Consider the following 19,338-nt stretch of genomic DNA (forward strand, 5'->3'; position numbering starts at 1 on the left):
TGTGAATGGTGAGGTAGTGGATGAGAAATTTATCATTGATGAAATCAATGAAGCCCAAAAAAATGGGGGACAGTACACGGCTGATTTTGATCAGTATGATATCAGCCGGGAAGCGGTCATCCCAAAGAATTGTTATTTGGTTTTAGGAGACAATAGAGAATATGGGTATGACAGTCGGGATTATGGACTGATTGACAAGGAGCAGGTGATAGGGGTTGTTCGCATGCGCTTATTGCCTTTGAATGACTTGACGGCCTTCTGAATTTGGATTTAAATCTGTTAACAATAAAAAATGTGCAAGGAATTTTTTATAGAAATGGAAGTGTCCAGGTTCAGTATGTTGGAACGCCTATTCAAAAGTTGTCATCGCTGGTGAACGGTGTAGTATTACTTGATTTGCCAGAGGAACTCGCTTAAATTGAAAAGAGCAGAACAAACCAAATTTCGCCATCTGAAAATTATTTCCTTTATATGAAGTCTTGGATAAATCATTCAAGAGTCAGTATAAAGGATTTTTTGTTGGAAGAAACGAATAAAGGGGCGTGCAGAAAAAAGAGTGCTCAGCTATTTGAGTTGCACCACATCTTTCTTATCTTCTTCTGTGAAACATTTGCTGTTTCATGCAACACTAGTGTGCCAACTGGCAGATGAGAAATTAGTAGCGAAAAAGCCTAAAAAAATGTCTATAGCAGAATGTGCAGCAATGCCTTTGACGGTACATAGGACTCCTTGTTTGATTGGCTCAGAATCACAGAAGAAGGTCGAGGAAAACAGATTTTGATCATTAATGGATCTGGTGGTGTCGGTTTAATGGCTATTCAGCAGACAAAGACTGCTGGAATGGAAGATATTACGACCGCTTCCAGAGATGAAACACTGGACTGAAAACGGGAGCTGATCATGTGATCAATCATAGACAGTCTCTAACAGAGGAATTAGATTGATTGGGGGCTGATGAGAGTCCATTCATTCTGTATTTATACAATACAGGCAACTATTGGGAAGCGATGTCAAAAATTATTCAGCTGTAGGGGAAAAGCTGCTCAATAGTTGAAACTGATCAATCAGTTGATTTAGGATTGCTGGAAAGCAAAAGTATAACATTCAGCTGGGAATTCGTACTTACACGATCCATGTACCAGACAAAAGATCAAATACGACAGTGGAAAATTTTTCAGGAGATTGCTGAGCTGTAAGACAGCTGAAAGTCACCATTACTCAAGAGCTTCACTCAATCAACCCAGAAAATGTAAAAGCAGCTCATAAAATACTCAGCAAGGGAAAAATCGTTTTGACTAGCTGAGAGTAATGATTATCCAGCTTAATTTGATAAATCAAAAGAATAAAAACAGCAAGCTGTTTTCAAACGATGTAGCAACTGATTTTGACAGTTTTGTTGTCTATTTCGAAATCAGTTTACTTGAAAGGGAAGCTGCTGTTTTATTTTATGAATTGAATCTATAAAAATGTATTCAAAAGCAGGAACTATCCAATGCTATTTGTGAGAACAAGGGAAAAATGGTTACATGACCTGCTAATGCTAACCTTTTGACAGACACAACTTAATTTGCCAGACGATAAATTTTTGACGGGCGGCCAATCCCCACCGGTCGTTCACCTATTTCTTCAAAATATTGAAGCATAGCTTTTTTAAAGTTAGAGTGGTCAATCGTTTTATAATCGATTCCCCAAAACTTGGCGAAAACTTTTCTGGCTTCTGTAATAGTGAAATCTTGTCCAAGTACCTGTAAAACCTGCGGCTCGTGTTCCATTTTATTCGCAACCCGATTAAAAGCTTTTAACAGAATTTCGCTATGATCAAATGCCAGCAAATGATGGTCGCTTGCAGTGGGATCATTTAGGTCAAGAGTGATAACAGCTTTTCCATCACTTAAAATTAGTTTGCCATCCTCTCGTTTCATATTGAACCAGCTGACTTCCTTTGCATCGTCCCCTGCGATTAAAGGTTCTTCACCAATAAATGCAAGATAGCTGACTGTGACAACCCAGCCTCTGGGATCACGATTCGGTGTACTGAAGGTGTGCAGCTGTTCAATATTGTGTTTGGAAATAACCACACCTGTTTCTTCCCTTGTTTCTCTAAGTACGCTTTCCCCGGTTGATTCATTAGGAGTCACAAAACCTCCTGGTAACGCCCACGAGTTTCTGTAAGGGTGAGATTTTCGTTTAATTAATAATAGCTTCAGCTGATCTTCCTCTTTGTTATAGCACATCAGGACAATGTCAACAGTTAATGAAGGCTTCTCATATTCAGGATGATCTTGCTGGTGATACCACTTTAAAAACTCAACTTCACTGGCAGTTTGTTCATAATATTGTTTTTCTTCTTTTTTAGAAGTAAAGTGAGACAAAAGCGTTCATCCTTTCCAGTTAAGATAAAAGTAATTTTTACTTTATTGTATCACGAAGAGGAATAAAAACAACTGGTGTGCAAGTTAAACTTTCTATCAAGATGTTTCAGATAAAGCAAGAGAAATATATAAGTTAAATTTTTTTTGTGCTATAGTCTTGATCCCTGCTCTTGATTAATAAGAAAATTTTTGTTAGACTGTATGTGACTTTAAGAAAGGGAAAGGTACTTGACTATGTACAATACATCTACTATTCAATAATTTAATACAAATTATTAAATTCTGTAGTGGATGAGTCTACCTAAAAATAGTGATGACAAGTTATCTTTCATAAAATGAAACTATACGTTTATTTTGCGTAGGGTTAAATGATTGGAATTAATTAGGCAGACTGTCATCTTCTTCAGAATTGAAGGAGGTTTTTTTTGTTATGACAATAAAATTCAAAAATATAAAAATGTACTTTGGTGATAAAGACTTATTTACGATTGACCATCTGACTATTCCGCAGGGCAGCAGAGTAGGAATAATCGGTGATAACGGATCAGGAAAAACAACCCTGTTTTCAATCATAAAAGGGGACTGTCAGCCAAATGAGGGAACGGTGAACTGCAGTGATCGGGTTGCCTCAATTGAACAGCTAATTGATTCGGAGGATACGGCCAGTGGCGGAGAACAGACCAGGAAAAGGATTCAGGAAGCTCTAAAAGGGGTGTCGGGTATTCTTTTGGCTGATGAACCAACGAATCACTTGGATAAAAATGGAATAAACTATTTAGAGAAAAAGCTGAAACGGTATGCAGGGACACTTCTGATCATTTCACATAATCGATCTTTTTTAAATAAAACAGTGAATAAAATTTTGGCAATCGAAAATAGTCAGGTAAAGATATACGAGGGAAACTATGATGACTATCTGAAACAGAAAAAAATTGAAGAAGCAGAGTATCAGCGGTCTTATGAAAATTACCAGCATGAAAAGCAGCAGCTTATGCGTGCAGTAGGTGTTGTCAAAGATAAAAGCCGTCAAACGAGAAAAACACCAAAACGAATGGGTAATTCTGAGGCGAGGCTGCATAAGATGGGGGATCAGCGTGCGAAGAAGAATCTTGATAATCGAGCGAAGATCATGGAAACACGGTTATCGAAGTTGAATAAAGTGGAAAAGCCAGTTGAAAAGAAGAAGCTGGTCATTCCTTTTTCTTCTGCCCAACCACTTCATGCCAATTATTTATTGGCAGCAGATCATTACAATCTGGTAATCGGTCAGAAAGAATTGTTGAAGAACAGCTCTTTTAAATTGGAAACCGGCTCAAAAACTGCGTTACTTGGTGTCAATGGTTCAGGGAAAACAACACTTATGAAAGAAATTTTGCATAGAGGACAAGGGATTTCGTTTGCAAGAGGAGTAAATCTTGGCTATTTCAGCCAAAGCTTTGAAACACTGGATGATGAAATGACCATCTTTGATTCTGTTTGTGAAAGCTCACCTTATGGGGAACAGGAAGTTCGAGATTTACTGGCGCATATGCAGTTTCGTAATGAATCGGTATTTAAAAAGATTGGTGTTTTAAGTGGAGGAGAAAGAAGTAAAGCAGCTATCAGCAGGCTTCTGCTGAGTAAATATAATTTACTGCTGCTGGATGAACCAACAAACCATCTGGATATTGCTTCAATAAAGGTTTTGGAAGAGGCACTTTCAGCATATCAGGGAACTGTATTGTTTATCTCCCATGATGAGACATTTATTGAAAATGTGGCGACAGACAAGTGGATGATTACGGATAGGAAGATTCAAACAGAACAGGACAAAAACCGTATCAGTGAAAAGGAAGAACAGGTCAAGCAGCAAAAGCTGTTGCTGGAAACCCGTAAAACGACGATACTAGGTCGCTTGATTTCAGCAGATCAGACAGAAAAATTAAAGCTTGAAGCTGAATTTCAAGAAGTCTTGCAGGAAATAAAAGTATTGAATAATGACTAAGGTGAGACTGAAAATGATGGAGGAGACCGAATTTCATAGTGACAAATCAGGGAGAAGGCTGACTATGAAACAATGTATTGCGTACGGTATGCCAATGAGAAATACCGTAGATTTCGCTCAATAGAACAAAGAGTTTGGGACAGAATAAAGTTCCAAACTCTCTTTATATCTAAACCCGAATAAACGGCGGGACAAAAGCAAAAATTCTTTTTGCGACGAGTAACCGCAGGAGCAACTCCTTCGGAATTAAGCCGAACTATCCTGAAAATATGAGAAATTACTTTCGGATAGTCCTTCTTAATTCTCGGAGCTGATCGCTTTTGTCCCGACCTCGAATTAGCAGATGGAAGTATAAAGAATTTTTCAGAAATACTCAAAAGTATGGCGGGCATTAGTATTCAAACACAGGGATTGAATACAGCGGCTGCAAAGCAAACGGTGATATACCAGTTGAAACAATTGCCGTATTGGAGAGATAGTGAAGTACACGATGACTGAACTGGAGGGTACATTGGAAATTGGAAAAGTAATCGCTGAGCAGCTGCGGAAAGTAAATATACAGTCACTGGAAGAGCTGGAACAGATCGGTAGTATGAATGTGTTTTTGCTTGTCAGAGAGCAGGGGGACAAAGGGACCTGTTTGTCGTTTCTTTATGGTTTGGAAGGTGCTATCCAAAGTAAAGAGCTTTCGGTGGAAATAAAGACAGAACTGCGAAATTTTGTAAATTTTTTGGAAAACTAAGAATAGGATGAGACTATAGCGAGGTTGTGACAGAAGTGTTCTGTCTCAAGAAATAAGTCGGAATATACGAAAATAGCTACTCATATTTTCAGTATAGTTCGACTTATTTCCGAAGAGACAGCTTCTGTAACACCGTTTATTCGGTTTTAGGGATATCAGACATACTTATATCACAGTCCTGTTTTTTGTGTAAATACCCAAGAGAAGACAATCCAATTTTTGTAAATTTGAAACCTTCAGGATGAGATTTTTTAAATTATATAGTATGTTAAAAAACTCTCTCGATTATAAATCATTTACATATTGAAGAATAGGTGAATGATACTTGCGGGAATTGCAAGATTTTGTCAAAATTACTTGGACAAAACTAGCTTTTCATTTTCTTGTGAATGGAATAGGGAGCGTTTACAATAAGAATGACAGCAAGAGCTGGTCAAAAAATTCAGCTGCGCAGCCTGAATGAAGTTTATGAATCAAAAGACTTTTCATAACACAAGGAGGAAAAAGTCATGGAACAGACACAGGGAAGCATGAAAGTAAAAATCCAACAGTTCGGCAGCTTTTTAAGCGGTATGATTATGCCGAATATTGGAGCATTTATTGCGTGGGGAATTTTAACGGCATTATTCATTCCAACAGGTTGGATACCAAATGAACAATTAAATGAGATCACAGGACCAACGATTAATTATTTGCTGCCGATTCTAATTGGTTTTACCGGCGGACGTCTGGTATATGATATTCGAGGCGGAGTTGTTGGAGCGATGGTGACTATGGGGGTTATTACGGGCGCCAATATTCCTATGTTTTTAGGGGCAATGATTGTCGGACCGGCAGGAGCAGCGTGTATTAAGAAATTTGATGAACTGGTAGACGGAAAAATTAAACCAGGTTTTGAAATGCTTGTAAATAATTTTTCGGCAGGGATTCTATCTTCAATTTTAGCTATTTTAGCATTTTTAGTTGTTGGTCCTGCAGTAGAAGGCTTAAATACAGCCTTAGCTTCAGGAGTAAGTTTTCTGATTGAGCGTTCACTGTTGCCGCTTGCAAGCATTTTTATTGAACCGGCAAAGGTGCTTTTCTTAAATAATGCAATTAATCATGGTGTAATCAGTCCAATTGCAATTGAGCAGGCGGCAGAAACCGGAAAATCGCTGCTTTTCTTATTGGAAGCGAATCCTGGTCCGGGATTGGGAATCTTGCTGGCCTATACATTGTTTGGAAAAGGATCAGCAAGACAAACGGCACCGGGAGCAATTATCATTCACTTTTTAGGAGGAATTCATGAAATTTACTTCCCGTATATATTAATGAAACCAGCACTCATTCTTTCAGCGATCGGAGGAGGAATGACGGGCGTACTTACACTGTCAGTTTTTAATGTGGGATTAGTTGCGCCGGCTTCTCCAGGAAGTATCTTTGCGATATTGGCGATGACTCCACGTGATGGTTATATTGGTGTCATTTTGGCTATCGCAGCAGCAACAGCTGTGTCGTTTGGAATTTCCAGCCTGATTCTAAAAACATCAAAAGAACCAGAAACAGATTTGCAGGAGGCAACAGAGAAGGTCAGTGCTTTAAAAGGAAAACATTCTGCTGCTCAAGCACTGACTGAAACGAATGTGCAGACTCAGAACGAAGGTATTTTAATTAATGTGCAGAAAATTATTTTTGCCTGTGATGCCGGAATGGGTTCCAGTGCGATGGGGGCTTCAGTTTTGAGAAATAAAGTGAAAAAAGCTGGATTATCAATTGAAGTCGTTAACTCTGCAATTGCACAGCTGCCAAACGATGCGGATATCGTTGTCACACATAAAGATCTGACATCCAGAGCAAAAGAAAAACTGCCAAATGCTTATCATGTGTCCGTGGAGAACTTTTTAAATGGGGATCAATATGATGACTTGGTTGATAAGCTGCTGGCTCACATATAGGCTGATTTATTTTTAAAAAGAGGAGGAGCAAAGAATGTATCTTTCAGCAAGAGCAAGGTTGATTCTGGAACAGTTTCTGGATTATTCGCTGCCGGTTTCATTGAAGAAGCTTTCTAAAGATTTGAATGTCAGTGAACGGACAATTCGTCGTGATATGAAGGAAGTGGAAGATACATTATTCTCCTATAATTTACAGCTTAAAAAGGAGAACGGTCTTTATCAGCTGTTGGGGAGTGACAAGGATATACAAAATTTCCGCTGGTATCTGATGGACCTCTCCTACAATGAATACAGCCCGGATGAACGTCAGTTAAGGATATTAAAAACATTGTTGAAAGAAGAAAATGGTGTTAAGCTCATTGGTCTGGCAAATGATTTAAATGTAACTGTCTCAACAATCAGCGGAGATCTCAACAAATTGGAAGAGCAGCTCCCAAACGGTGTGACTATTGAGCGAAAGAGAGGAGCCGGCGTTTCGTTGGAAGCACCTGAAATAGAGAAGCGTCATTTAATGAGCGAAATCGTTGGTGAACAGTTTCCGAATTATCAGCTGCTGAAGTACTTTCAGAAAAAAGAGAAATCTGAGATGACAACGACATGGCTGGAAGATCGTCTGCTGAATTTAGTTGATGAGAACATCCTCCAAAATGTAGAAGTGCATATCCGGGAATGGCGTGAAAGGGAAGTTCAGGAAATCAGCGATGAAGCCTATGTGAATTTAGTCGTTCACCTTTCCATTGCGATTGAACGAATCATTGATGGAAATTTTGTACAGTCCTATGATTATGAACAGGAAATTCTGGATTCATCAGAATATCAAACAGCTCAAAGACTGCTTGCTGATATTTTAGAGATCGAATCAGAAGTAGTTCCAGAGGGCGAAGCTGTTTACATTTCCATGTATCTGCGCAGCTTAAAAAGCCGAAAAGCAGATAAAGTTTTCTTTGAAAACGAAGATATGCAAGTGATTCTTTTTGCCAAAAAAATGATAGGGCTTGTGGAGGAAGAGCTAGATCAGGAATTACCGAAAGATCAGCTGCTAAAAGGGCTGATTTCTCATTTGAAGCCTACCTTCAGACGTTTGGAACAGGGATTGCGGATTTACAATCCCCTGATTCAATCTATCAAACAGGATTATCCTGAACTGTTTCAAATTATTCGAAGGGTTTTTGATCAAATTTATCAGGGAGATAAGGTACTGGACGAAGAGATTGGTTATCTAGTGCTGCATTTTGGTTCAGTCCTGCTGCAACTGGAAAGTGAAGCAGAATTTTCCGGATTAGTGGTCTGTGCAAGCGGAATTGGCACATCACGAATGCTGGTAACCAGACTTCGTCAGAAGATTCCTCAAATGAAAAAGCTGCAGACTGTTTCATTGTTTGAACTGGCAAAAAAACGAAAAGAATCTGATATAGATATTATCATTTCAACAATAGATTTAGGGAAAGTCGATTTTGATTATTTTCTGGTTTCCCCTATTTTGACTGAACAGGAAATTATGCAAATTGATTTGTATTTAAAAAATGCTGGAAAAACCTACAGTCAAAGGAAAAACAGTACTGGTACAGGAGCTGCTGAATTGACCACATATGGAGCGATCCAGCTAATAGAAGAACGGCAAATTTACCATAACATCGTATTGGATATTTTAAAAAATTTCAACTATGTCTTTCTCGAAAAACAAATGGGAACAACAGAGGATATTCTCAGGGCAGTCTGTACTCAGTTACTGGAAAAAGATTCGACTATTAATGTGGAACTGCTGATCAGTCTTTTAATGAAGGATGAAAACTGGAGCGGATTTGGTATACCAAATACACGAATTGGAATGTTTCACGGAAGAGATGAGATGATTCAGCAGCCATTTTTTCAGTTATTTCATTTATCAGAAGAGCTTTCAGTAAAAGGGATGGATCAGACAGAAATGAATGTGAATAAACTAGTACTGCTTCTGGCTCCTGAAAAGTACTCACAAGAAGGACTGAAGGTTTTAAGTTATATCAGCGCTATGTTTGTGGATGATCCGGAACTGGTTGATATTTTAGAATATGGAACAGTAAAAGAAGTATCAAATTATTTTGTAAAAAGACTGATGGATTTTTTAGCGATATAGCTTTGTAGATGAATACATTTTACATGAGGAGAGAACAGAAATTATGAAACTTGAAAAAGCAGATGTGCGGTTAAATCAGCACTTTTCAGATAAAACAGCAGCAATCACAGCAGCTGGAACCTTGCTTCAGGAGCAGGGATACGTAACTGAGGAATATATTCCCAAAATGATTGAACGAGATAGAATGACATCCACGTTTATCGGGAATTTGGTTGCAATCCCGCATGGAACAGAAGACAGTAAAACAGCAATTTTGAAATCTGGGATTGTCATTATCCAGGCACCAGAAGGCGTTTCATTCGATGGAAATGAAGTCAAATTGATTATAGGAATTGCCGGAGTTGAGAACGAACATTTGGCATTGCTGTCGGAAATAGCAATGGTTTGTTCAGAAATGGAAAATGTGGAAAAATTGATCTCAGCTCAAAATGAAGCTGAAATCATTGACTTCTTCAAAGGAGGTATTGCTGTATGAAAACTGCTGTCCATTTTGGAGCGGGGAATATCGGTCGGGGATTTATCGGCTGGCTACTTTCAGATGCTGGGTATGAAGTGATTTTTGCCGATGTGAATCAGCAGATTACAGATGCTATTAATGAGGAAAAAGAGTATCAGGTTGTACTGGCTAATGAAGCTCAGGATACATTTACTGTTGAGCATGTATCTGCATTAAACAGCCTAACAGAGGAAGACCAACTGATTCAGGAAATCAGCAGCGCCGAAATTGTCACAACTGCAGTTGGTCCAACTATTTTGCCTAGACTGGCAGATATAATTGCCAAAGGGATTAAGGCAAGAATGTCCGAGAAAAATCCTCTTACTATAATTGCATGTGAGAATATGATTGGCGGTTCAAATCTCCTAAAAGAGGAGGCTTACAAAAGATTAAGCGAACAGGAAACTGCTTATGCAGATAAATATATTCAATTCCCAAATTCTGCTGTAGATCGAATCGTTCCGGACCAAACACATAAAGATTTACTGACGGTGACTGTTGAACCATTTTATGAATGGGTGGTTGAAGAACTGCCGGACATGACAACAGCACCGAAGATACAGGGGATGACCTATGTTCCTGATTTGACGCCATATATTGAGCGGAAGCTTTTTACAGTTAATACGGGTCATGCAGTGACTGCCTACTTTGGCTATATAAAAAATATAGCTTCTATTGAGGATGCCATTCATAATGATAAAGTGCTGTTTATTGTCAGAAGTGCATTAGAGGAAACTGGTGCTCTATTGGAGAAGAAATTTCAATTTTCTCATCAGGAGCATCAGGAATATATCGATAAAATAATTGACCGGTTTAAGAATCCTTATGTTTCAGACTATGTGACACGAGTAGGTCGGTCGCCTATTAGAAAAATTGGCGAAAATGACCGATTTATTCAACCGGCCAGACAATTTGTAGAAGCATTTAATGAAACACCTAAAGCTTTGGCAATTGCAATCGCAGCAGCATTAAAATTTAAAAATCCTTCAGATGAAGAAGCTTGTGCATTGCAGCAGGCTATTGAAGAGAGCGGGCTTGATGCCACGATTGAACAGTATACAGGATTAAAGCCTTATACAAAACTATTTGAAAAGGTCAGAGATTCCTATCATCAATTAGGAGCTGTCTGAAAACTTTAGTGGTGAACAGTTTCAAAAAATAAAATGAGCGAACTCTAAATGGTGACAGAGTACTTGCACATTCATCCCCTAATAGGAGCAGCTGTTAATGTATATCGATGTATGTCTTAAGGCTTTTTGCATAACTTGCTCCTGCGGTTACTCGTCGCATGAAAAGATTTGCTTCTGTGCTTCTTCGAATGCTCGTCGCATATCTTATGCTTATACGAGACTTGCTCCTGCGATTACTCGTTGCATGAAGAGATTTGCTCCTGCGCTTCTTCGAATGCTCGTCGCATATCTTATGCTTATACGAGACTTGCTCCTGCGATTACTCGTTGCATGAAGAGATTTGCTCCTGCGCTTCTTCGAATGCTCGTCGCATATCTTATACTCATACGAGACTTGCTCCTGCGATTACTCGTCGCATGAAAAGATTTGCTCCTGTGCTTTTGGCAAATGCTTGTCGTCTATCCAATAGTCTCATATGTAATACTACTGGATAGGCTGCATGTTTATTGGTTTAGAAGTATAATTTAGTTTTAAATTGGTCAATACATTAGGGTGTGTCTGAAAACTCAAGCGGCGAATAGTTTGATGATTTTTATCGAACTCCTCGTCATAAATACTGGCTTATGAGCCACATAAGCTGTGTTTTCTTCCTTGATTTCAACAAAAATTACTGAAAAATTCGAATGCCGCTAACTTTTCAGACACGCCCTAGTTTAGCTTTGAAATAATGCTTAGCTCTATCTAAAAACTCATTATATTTATAGTTTTCCGACAAAATCAAATAGAATCCATCCTGTTTTAACTGTTGTTTGTAAAAGTGATAGTTAAAACAGGATGGATTTTTCTTATACTGAAGCAGTTCTTTTTGTGTGGTGGAATAAAAAGAGAGATTTAAAGGAAGGGGAGTTAGAATGTCAAGTATAGATATAGAAGCTTAAAAGGCGGTAAAATAGTTAATGGCTCATAAAAATATTGAAGAAATTTTAAACACACCAATTGAAAACCAGCGAAAGATGTGGGAGGAATCATACATGGGGGCAATGAATCCGACTGCTATCAAAATAATCGAAGATCAGATTGCTGATGTGTATATAGAATGGCTGATACTGGAAGAGACATTGATATGTCACAGTCTCTTCTAGCCAAGGAGAAAATAAAAACTACCGATCATTTATTGATCGGCAGTTGACTAACATTATTGTGTTAATTCCAAAAGTTTGTTCTTTAAATCTTCTTCCATATGGCTTAACTCAATTTCAGCAGCACGGCGTTTTTCTTTACCTTCCCGTTGAATTCGTAATGTTTCTTGAATCGTTTCAACCAGATCGTTTTGAGTTTTTTGCAATGTTTCGATATCGACAATACCGCGTTCATTTTCTTTTGCAGTTTCAATAGCAGAGATTTTCAGCATTTCTGAGTTTTTCTTCAGAAGGTCATTAGTTGTTTCAGAAACTTGACGCTGAGCGGTAACTGCATCCTTTTGTCTTAACAAAGTCAGAGCAATAACAACCTGATTTTTCCATAAAGGAATAGCTGTATTGATTGAAGCCTGAATTTTTTCAGCAAGTGCCTGATTGGTATTTTGAATTAAACGAATCTGCGGTGCCTGCTGAATAGTAATTTGACGGGCTAAACGAAGATCATGCGTGCGTTTGTCTAAGCGATCCAGAAACTGTGCGTGGTCATTGGCGATCTGAACATCCATTTGATCACCAGTTTCTTCAGCTTTTTTCATTGCTGCCGGAATAATGGTTGTATTCAATTCTTCCATTTTCAACTCGCCGGCAGCAATATAAATATTCAAAGCATCGAAATAGTCTTTGTTTTTATTGTATAGTTGTTCCAGCATCAAATTGTCCTTCAAAAGACCTTCTTTTTCTCTGTCCAGCTTAACTGCGATTTTATCAATTTGAGCACCGATTTTTTGATATTTTGCAGTGATCTCAAAAATGGACTGTTTCACTTTCCCAAACATTTTTTGGAAGATATTTCCTTCACCGGAACGAAGCTCATCTGGATTTGCTTCACTTAAACGATACATTAAATCTGTCAGAGAATCTCCCACAGGCCCAATGTCTTGAGACTGTACATGATTCAACATGGATTGAGAGAATTCGCTTAATTTATTTTGAGCATTTGAACCATAAGTAATGATCGCCTGTGTATCCTGAATATCAATTTTGGCAGCAAGCTCCTGTGCCTGCTTTTGACGATCTTCAGGCAGTTTGTCAATCAGCCGGGGTGCGATCTGCTGGTTTTGTAAAGCAGAGATTTCATCTTGCTGTGTTGTTGTTAATGAATCTACTGGGGTGGAGAATGGATTGTTTAATAAATCATCCAACGCGTTATCCACTGAGACTGTATCTTTTTCCTTGTTTTCCATCTATTCGTGACCTCCTAATTATAGTAACAAGTTTCTATTCTTTGTTACTATTATCCCTTTTCAGACTGTTTTTAGCAATTGATATTTCAATATCAAGATCTTCAATATCATCTGCTACAAACTGTTCATAATCTTTTTTGATTAATTTAGAAACCTGATCAATAATTTGTGCGCTTTCTTCAAGCTTCTCATAAGCTTGTTTACTCTTAATTTCATGATTATCAATCTCAAGATATTTCTTAGTTAAATCTACTATATTAGGCAGGTGCGTGTAAAGAAAATGGTTTGCTGAATGCAGCTTTGTCGGGGTTTTGACTAATTCTTTAAACAGCGCTTTAGAAATACGTAATGTGTCATTCCGCAGATCAATGGCTCTAAGTTTTGTTGACTGATTAATATTGTCTTGAAGTTCTACGATTTGGACTCTTGCAGAATTCATTGTATCCCGGAAAAATGCAATTTCAGCGTCGCTCATCCCAAGCTGCTCGTAATGAGCTTCTTTTGTTTTAGTCAGGACCGGCAGCGAGGCACTGTTCTTCACTTTTTTGCGACCTGTAAATAAAGTAAGCAGTGTAGCAATGACAAGCAATATAGCAATTAGGTCAACACTGATGTAAGTAAAACGAACAAACAGTCCAGCAATAATTATATAAGCAATTACTTGTAAAAATTTTTTACCCTTCATGTGGATTCCCTCCAATTTTCCTATTCAGGAGTTTTCTCTCCTTCTACACCAATTATTCTAACACATTCCTTTGCAGAAAAAATATCCGTCCTAGGGTTGATTTTAATTTTTACAAAAAACGTAAGAAAAAGTGAAAAAAGTTTATTTTCAGAAGAAATGTGCTATTTTTTGAAAGAATGATGGCAGGAGTTAGTATGAAATGGACGGGTATACTTCCTGAAAGTTTCATGTTTGCTGATGTTGTTAGTGAATCAATATTCAAAAAGCTATCACTAAATGATAAAATTAGGTATTATTACACTAGAAAGAATGGTGAGGATATGTTGAGCTTTGAAGACTTTGAAGAAAAAACGATTTCAAGACAAGAGATATTTAAGGGGAGTGTTATAGAAGTTGTTGTGGATGATGTTCGTCTTCCTGACGGCTCAACTGCTAAAAGAGAATTAGTGTTTCATCCGGGTGCAGTAGCAATTATACCGATTACTGCTGAAAATAAAATGGTTTTAGTTAAGCAGTTCCGCAAACCTTTGGAAAAAGCAACACTGGAAATTCCAGCTGGGAAAATTGATCCCGGAGAAGAAAATTATCCAAAAGAAACGGCACTTAGAGAGTTGGAAGAAGAGACAGCTTATCAGGCAGAGCTGCTTGAGCCAGTTGCTGCCATGTATGTGACACCAGGTTTTGCTAATGAATTACTTCATATTTTTTATGCTGAAAATTTAAAAAAAGCAGAAAATCCGCTTCCTCAGGACGAAGATGAAGTAATTGAATTGTATGAGCTGACGTTGGAACAGACTAAACAAGAAATTGCAAATGGAATGATTTGTGATGCGAAAACTCTTTTTGCTGTACAGTACTGGGAGCTTATGGAAATGAGAAAGGCGTTGAAGGAGGTATAGAGATGGCAAAAGGTCCGTTAATCACTCGGACAGAATTGCGTAAGCGAAAAGAGGCTGCTGATTCAGAAATGAAAAGGAATCAGGAAATCGCTGAAGAGGAATATCAGGAAAAAGAAAAAGAGATATCTGATTTTTATCGAAAAGAACGCAAAAAAAATAAAGAGGTTTTGACAACACGTTCCGGTGAACAGGGAAAGATCAGAGAGCGAAGCAGTAAATTGACGAAAGCAATTGTCATTGTAGGAATACTTCTGATCATTGTAATATTAATTGTTTTGAATTTATAGAAATGAGGGACAGAAATGAAAATAGGTATTATTGGAGCGATGGAACAGGAAATAGAGGCTTTAAAAGAGGTCCTGACTGAAAAAAGATCGTGGGAAAGGGCAGGAGCTGTTTTTATTTCCGGATCATTGGGGAATCATGAGGTGATTGTCGTTCGTTCAGGAATAGGAAAAGTTTTATCAGCTGTAACAACAGTTTTACTTATACATCAATATGGTGTGAATATGGTCATTAATACAGGTTCTGCCGGCGGGATCGGTCATGGTCTGGCTGTGGGAGATATTGTGATTGCAGATAAATTAGCTTATTTTGATGTGGATGTAACTGGATTTGGCTATAAAAAAGGACAGCTTCCAGGAATGCCGCTTTATTATGAATGCAGCTCCTATTTGAAGGCTGAGATGAAAAAAGCAGTGGAAAAAGTAGGCTTGCCTGTTCGCAATGGCTTGATAGTAACAGGAGATTCATTTATTGACAGTAAAGAGAAAATAGAAAGCATCGTATCTGATTTTCCAGATGCATTGGCTTGTGAAATGGAAGGAGCTTCGATAGCTCAGGCTGCGGCTCAATTTAACATTCCATTTTTAGTTGTTCGGGCAATCAGTGATACGGCTGATCATGAAGCGACACAGAGCTTTGATGACTTTATTGAAGATGCTGGGAAAAAATCGGCTGAAATGGTTATTGTGTTTATTAAGCATTTAGTGTAAATATAAAGCTGCAACCACGATTTTTGATGTTGGGCAACCTTGGAAAATTTTTTACAAGCAAACAGAATTAGTAATGAATGGGGGAGATTGTGTGAAAGCCTTGATTTCTATTGATTATACCAATGATTTTGTTGCAGCGGATGGTGCACTGACAACAGGAAAAGCCGGACAGAATATTGAAGCAGCTTTGGTAGAACTGACGGATAAATTTACTGCAGCGGGTGATTTTGTTGTTTATGCCATCGATAGACACGATAAAGCGGATGTCCATCATCCTGAGAATAAATTATTTCCGCCACATAATCTTGCCGGTACAAAAGGCAGAAAATTGTATGGAAGCTTGAATGATTTATATACAAAAACAAAGGATTTGGAAAATATTTACTGGATCGATAAAAGACACTATTCAGCTTTCTGTGGAACGGATTTGGATATACGTCTAAGAGAAAGAGACATTTCAGAAATCCATTTAGCAGGTGTCTGTACAGATATTTGTGTTCTGCATACAGCAGTAGATGCCTATAATTTAGGTTATAAAATTTTCATTCATGCAGATGCTGTTGCCAGCTTTGACCCTGTTGGGCATGAATGGGCATTGGGACATTTTGCGAATATGCTGGGAGCAAGGATTATAGATGAATAAAAGACAACATTCGCATGTATTAAGTTGCGAATGTTGTCTTTTTAATACTCATTTTTTTCTGTGTTTCTCCATCACCACATAGCCTTGTGTATTTTCCGAGGCTGCAGGATTTTTTATTTTAAATCCAAAGCCGCTGTAAAAGTTCTGGGCGTTTCTGGAAGCTAGTACTTCAATTCGACTTGCTCTTATATAAAAAGGATCTGTTTTTAATCTGTTAAGCAAGCTTGTTCCGATACCATTTTGCTGATATTCCGGTAAAATAAAAACGCTGAGAATAATGCTTTCTGTTAAGGAATTGAAGTAGGGGCATATGGTTGCTGTCCCAATCAATGTATCACCCAGTTCTGCTACATAGGTATGAGCACAGGAGGCTTGTTTGATTACTGCCTGGGCTGAGTATTTTTCGACCAATAATTCCATTTGTTCCATCGGGTAAAACTGACTGTTTATTTCCAGAAAGTTTCTTTTTAGAAGGCGGGAGACAGCTTCAGCATCTTCAGACTTGAACGATCGTATAGTACAAGCTGGCTTATTCTTTTTTAAATAGGAAATTTTTTTTGCTTTTGTGAGTTTCTTAAAGGCATATTCTGCCTGAGTTGCCTCTTTTCTGGTATCAAAGCTTTCCAAGTGAATCATTTGAACGGGTCTTCTGGCAGGTGCGCGAGTGTATTTTGCTCCAGTTCCTGAATTATGTTCTGTAACCCTGCGTTTGGGATCAGTAGTATAGCCGCCATAAAAAGAACCGTCTTTACATAATAGGACATAGAAATAATGTTTAGTTTCCATACAATAAAGCCGCCATTTCTGTCTGATAACTGCCGTGTTCATTCTGAATATAAAAAGGCGGGAGTACCCGAAAGCCGTCTTTTTTTCCTCTTAAAATGCCTTCCACCAAAAGAATAGTTGCTTCTTTCCCAGGTTTCGGATAAACAAATTGGACTCGCTTTGGTGCAATGTTTGCTTCCTGCATACCATTCATAATATCAAGGAAACGATCCGGTCGATGGACCATAGCCAATCTGCCATTTGTTTTCAGAAGTTTTGCAGAGACATTAATTACTTCATTTAATGAGGTATGAATCTCATGTCGAGCAATTGCGAGATACGGATTCGGATTTTTTCTGCTGTCAGGCAGTTCTTTAAAATAGGGCGGATTGCATAGAATTAAGTCAACAGAATCAGGTTTGATGACAGACGGTGCATCTTTTAAATCAAGCTGAATCATCTCCATTTGCTTCTCCAGCTGATTCAGCTGAATGCTGCGGGTGCCCATATCAGCCAGCCTGGGCTGAAGTTCAATTTGCTTGATTACTGCACTGGTCTTTCTGCTTGCGAAAAGACCTACCGCACCATTGCCAGCACAAAGATCAACGATCAAGCCCCGCTTAGGAAGTGCAGGGAAATTTGCAAGAAGGACAGCATCCATTGAGAATGAAAAAACTTCTTTGCTTTGAATAATTTGGATATCTTCTGCATACAGCTGATCAACTCGTTCATTTTCTAAAAGCATGACGGCAGCTCCTTTCTTTACTTTTTTTGTAATAAACGCAGAGAATTTTTTCAAGCAGTTTCATACTCTGCTTAAATACAATCTGTTAAAATTTTAATCAATTCTTATCATACAGGGGGCTTCTTTATTTCGCAAGATGAAAAATGTTTTCGTGAAAGCGATCAAAGTTTATTTTCATAAAAATATAACTATGTTATTATGGGAGAAGATTAAAAACAGCTGATTCACTGGATGCTGTTAATGTGTGGGAAGATAAAACAACGTGTGATTGAATAACATAGTTTGTCCGACTGCCGGGCTAAAAAAGCTGAACGTGAAAGTTGAATAAAAGACTAGGACCTGTCTGAAAACGCTAGTGACGAATATTTCCAAAAAATGAAATGAGCAAACTTTAAACGGTTTCCTCTATAGTTTTCAGACACGCCCTAGTGACATTAAGAAAAGGGGAATAATGATGTTTTTTACATTTATACGGGGAATCGTTCGTGTTGTTTTAGTCGTTTTAAACGGCAGAATGTGTCTTGTCGGTAAGGAACACCTGCCGCAAAATGAAAATTATATTCTTGTTGCGCCGCACAGAACCTGGTGGGAGCCGCTGCATCTGGCAGTTGGTGCTTCACCAAAAAAATTTAGTTTTATGGCGAAAAAGGAATTATTTAAGAATCCGTTTTTGAGTTTTATATTGAGACATGCTAATGCGTTTCCTGTTGATAGAGAAAAACCAGGTCCAAGTGCAATCAAAACACCTGTGAAAACATTGAAGGATACCCAATTAAGCCTGGTGATGTTTCCAAGCGGCACCAGACATTCTTCTGAGTTGAAGGGAGGAGTGGCACTTATTGCGAAAATGGCAAAAGTGAAGATTGTTCCGTCTGTTTATCAGGGTCCGCTGACATTTAAAGACTTGCTTAAACGTAAAAAGGTTACAGTAGCATTTGGTGCTCCAATCGATGTCAGCGATATTAAGAAGATGGATAAAGAGGGAATTGCAGTAGTTGAACAGAGAATGAACGAAGCTTTTGCTGAATTAGACAATGAAGTAGATCCTAATTTTAGGTATGAAGCAAAATAATCTTATAAAAATTCTTTTTTGTCTGGGTGCTCCAGCAATATAAAAGAAAAAATTATTTTTAAGGGCAGAGAGTTTGGGGTAAACACTCATGAGTGTTTGTCTCGACCTCTCTATTTTTATGTAAATTAATCAATTGTATTTTTTATGCTGTATCTTTGGTATCTGTATTATTTTAAAACAATTATCAAACATGAGTAGTTTTTAGAAATTTATTTTTATCTAATTGTGTATTTCAGTTATAAATAAAAGAAATTGGAATACTATCTGTAGCACAGCCCGCTATTTTTGATATAATGGTGAGAAGGGCTTTTTTAGCCGTTGTAGGAATAAAAATGATTCTTTCTTTTAAATGAAAGTAGAAAAATACATAGGATTAAGTA

Annotated in this window: 18 protein-coding genes and 1 pseudogene; 13 read left to right on the top strand and 6 right to left on the bottom strand. The window is 38.0% G+C overall.

What is annotated here, in order from left to right:
• A partial coding sequence (gene lepB / locus LI951_RS12845; RefSeq protein WP_229442447.1) for a signal peptidase I occupies positions 1-262 on the top strand: 262 nt, incomplete at its 5' end.
• Between the two features lie 1,300 nt (positions 263-1,562).
• On the opposite strand, the gene LI951_RS12850 is transcribed toward lepB, so the two are convergent.
• A complete protein-coding gene (locus LI951_RS12850) occupies positions 1,563-2,372 on the bottom strand; it encodes an NUDIX hydrolase (protein ID WP_229442448.1) in 810 nt (269 codons plus the stop codon).
• A 430-nt stretch (positions 2,373-2,802) separates the two neighbouring features.
• Between LI951_RS12850 and abc-f the strand changes: the two genes are divergently transcribed.
• The 7 genes from abc-f (at position 2,803) to LI951_RS12885 (ending at position 11,913) form a co-directional block, all read left to right on the top strand.
• A complete protein-coding gene (abc-f, locus tag LI951_RS12855) occupies positions 2,803-4,356 on the top strand; it encodes a ribosomal protection-like ABC-F family protein (protein ID WP_229442449.1) in 1,554 nt (517 codons plus the stop codon).
• Between the two features lie 478 nt (positions 4,357-4,834).
• On the top strand, positions 4,835-5,098 hold the full coding sequence (locus tag LI951_RS12860; RefSeq protein WP_229442450.1) for a TfoX/Sxy family DNA transformation protein: 264 nt from the start codon (positions 4,835-4,837) through the stop codon (positions 5,096-5,098).
• Positions 5,099-5,607: 509 nt separating this feature from the next.
• Complete coding sequence (locus LI951_RS12865; RefSeq protein ID WP_202069184.1) at positions 5,608-7,032, top strand: PTS mannitol transporter subunit IICB; 1,425 nt, start codon at positions 5,608-5,610, stop codon at positions 7,030-7,032.
• Positions 7,033-7,066: 34 nt separating this feature from the next.
• Positions 7,067-9,145 carry a BglG family transcription antiterminator gene (locus LI951_RS12870; RefSeq protein WP_229442451.1) on the top strand — a complete coding sequence of 693 codons (2,079 nt, stop codon included), beginning with the start codon at positions 7,067-7,069 and terminating at the stop codon, positions 9,143-9,145.
• 43 nt (positions 9,146-9,188) lie between these two features.
• The gene (locus LI951_RS12875) at positions 9,189-9,620 is read left to right on the top strand and encodes a PTS sugar transporter subunit IIA (RefSeq protein WP_202069188.1); all 432 of its coding nucleotides are present in this window, start codon (positions 9,189-9,191) and stop codon (positions 9,618-9,620) included.
• On the top strand, positions 9,617-10,771 hold the full coding sequence (locus LI951_RS12880; RefSeq protein WP_229442452.1) for a mannitol-1-phosphate 5-dehydrogenase: 1,155 nt from the start codon (positions 9,617-9,619) through the stop codon (positions 10,769-10,771). The genes LI951_RS12875 and LI951_RS12880 overlap by 4 nt, the downstream gene beginning before the upstream one ends.
• A gap of 956 nt (positions 10,772-11,727) precedes the next feature.
• Positions 11,728-11,913 carry a hypothetical protein gene (locus LI951_RS12885; protein WP_229442453.1) on the top strand — a complete coding sequence of 62 codons (186 nt, stop codon included), beginning with the start codon at positions 11,728-11,730 and terminating at the stop codon, positions 11,911-11,913.
• Between the two features lie 53 nt (positions 11,914-11,966).
• Here the strand turns inward: LI951_RS12885 and LI951_RS12890 are convergent, their stop codons facing one another.
• The gene (locus LI951_RS12890; protein WP_202069197.1) at positions 11,967-13,154 is read right to left on the bottom strand and encodes a toxic anion resistance protein; all 1,188 of its coding nucleotides are present in this window, start codon (positions 13,152-13,154) and stop codon (positions 11,967-11,969) included.
• A gap of 34 nt (positions 13,155-13,188) precedes the next feature.
• Positions 13,189-13,839, bottom strand: a complete 651-nt coding sequence (locus tag LI951_RS12895) for a 5-bromo-4-chloroindolyl phosphate hydrolysis family protein (RefSeq protein WP_229442454.1) — start codon at positions 13,837-13,839, stop codon at positions 13,189-13,191.
• Between the two features lie 320 nt (positions 13,840-14,159).
• Here LI951_RS12895 and LI951_RS12900 point away from each other — a divergent pair, with 320 nt between their 5' ends.
• From LI951_RS12900 to LI951_RS12915, 4 genes are all read left to right on the top strand, one after another.
• On the top strand, positions 14,160-14,738 hold the full coding sequence (locus LI951_RS12900; RefSeq protein ID WP_202069204.1) for an NUDIX hydrolase: 579 nt from the start codon (positions 14,160-14,162) through the stop codon (positions 14,736-14,738).
• A gap of 2 nt (positions 14,739-14,740) precedes the next feature.
• Positions 14,741-15,025, top strand: a complete 285-nt coding sequence (macP, locus tag LI951_RS12905; protein ID WP_202069200.1) for a cell wall synthase accessory phosphoprotein MacP — start codon at positions 14,741-14,743, stop codon at positions 15,023-15,025.
• A 15-nt stretch (positions 15,026-15,040) separates the two neighbouring features.
• A complete protein-coding gene (locus LI951_RS12910) occupies positions 15,041-15,733 on the top strand; it encodes a 5'-methylthioadenosine/adenosylhomocysteine nucleosidase (RefSeq protein ID WP_229442455.1) in 693 nt (230 codons plus the stop codon).
• 91 nt (positions 15,734-15,824) lie between these two features.
• Positions 15,825-16,376, top strand: a complete 552-nt coding sequence (locus LI951_RS12915) for a cysteine hydrolase family protein (RefSeq protein ID WP_229442456.1) — start codon at positions 15,825-15,827, stop codon at positions 16,374-16,376.
• Positions 16,377-16,424: 48 nt separating this feature from the next.
• On the opposite strand, the gene LI951_RS12920 is transcribed toward LI951_RS12915, so the two are convergent.
• From LI951_RS12920 to LI951_RS12930, 3 genes and pseudogenes are all read right to left on the bottom strand, one after another.
• On the bottom strand, positions 16,425-16,928 hold the full coding sequence (locus LI951_RS12920) for a GNAT family N-acetyltransferase (protein ID WP_324254792.1): 504 nt from the start codon (positions 16,926-16,928) through the stop codon (positions 16,425-16,427).
• Positions 16,914-17,162 (bottom strand): annotated as a pseudogene (locus tag LI951_RS12925) (GIY-YIG nuclease family protein); the annotation flags it as partial. The pseudogene LI951_RS12925 and the gene LI951_RS12920, both read right to left, overlap by 15 nt.
• Positions 17,152-17,886 (bottom strand): tRNA1(Val) (adenine(37)-N6)-methyltransferase, encoded by a 735-nt coding sequence (locus LI951_RS12930; protein ID WP_229442457.1) that lies wholly within the window; start codon positions 17,884-17,886, stop codon positions 17,152-17,154. The gene LI951_RS12930 and the pseudogene LI951_RS12925, both read right to left, overlap by 11 nt.
• A 454-nt stretch (positions 17,887-18,340) precedes the next feature.
• Here LI951_RS12930 and LI951_RS12935 point away from each other — a divergent pair, with 454 nt between their 5' ends.
• Positions 18,341-18,958 carry a lysophospholipid acyltransferase family protein gene (locus LI951_RS12935; protein ID WP_229442458.1) on the top strand — a complete coding sequence of 206 codons (618 nt, stop codon included), beginning with the start codon at positions 18,341-18,343 and terminating at the stop codon, positions 18,956-18,958.
• Positions 18,959-19,338 lie beyond the last annotated feature (380 nt).

Origin of the sequence: Enterococcus sp. BWT-B8, from assembly GCF_020567625.1 — a bacterium.
Classification (GTDB): domain Bacteria; phylum Bacillota; class Bacilli; order Lactobacillales; family Enterococcaceae; genus Enterococcus_L.

Coding starts and splice junctions, on each gene's coding strand:
- abc-f (WP_229442449.1), top strand. CDS start 2,803: ATGACAATAAAATTCAAAAATATAAAAATGTACTTTGGTGATAAAGAC.
- LI951_RS12865 (WP_202069184.1), top strand. CDS start 5,608: ATGGAACAGACACAGGGAAGCATGAAAGTAAAAATCCAACAGTTCGGC.
- LI951_RS12870 (WP_229442451.1), top strand. CDS start 7,067: ATGTATCTTTCAGCAAGAGCAAGGTTGATTCTGGAACAGTTTCTGGAT.
- LI951_RS12875 (WP_202069188.1), top strand. CDS start 9,189: ATGAAACTTGAAAAAGCAGATGTGCGGTTAAATCAGCACTTTTCAGAT.
- LI951_RS12880 (WP_229442452.1), top strand. CDS start 9,617: ATGAAAACTGCTGTCCATTTTGGAGCGGGGAATATCGGTCGGGGATTT.
- LI951_RS12885 (WP_229442453.1), top strand. CDS start 11,728: ATGGCTCATAAAAATATTGAAGAAATTTTAAACACACCAATTGAAAAC.
- LI951_RS12890 (WP_202069197.1), bottom strand. CDS start 13,154: ATGGAAAACAAGGAAAAAGATACAGTCTCAGTGGATAACGCGTTGGAT.
- LI951_RS12895 (WP_229442454.1), bottom strand. CDS start 13,839: ATGAAGGGTAAAAAATTTTTACAAGTAATTGCTTATATAATTATTGCT.
- LI951_RS12900 (WP_202069204.1), top strand. CDS start 14,160: ATGTTGAGCTTTGAAGACTTTGAAGAAAAAACGATTTCAAGACAAGAG.
- macP (WP_202069200.1), top strand. CDS start 14,741: ATGGCAAAAGGTCCGTTAATCACTCGGACAGAATTGCGTAAGCGAAAA.
- LI951_RS12910 (WP_229442455.1), top strand. CDS start 15,041: ATGAAAATAGGTATTATTGGAGCGATGGAACAGGAAATAGAGGCTTTA.
- LI951_RS12930 (WP_229442457.1), bottom strand. CDS start 17,886: ATGCTTTTAGAAAATGAACGAGTTGATCAGCTGTATGCAGAAGATATC.
- LI951_RS12935 (WP_229442458.1), top strand. CDS start 18,341: ATGTTTTTTACATTTATACGGGGAATCGTTCGTGTTGTTTTAGTCGTT.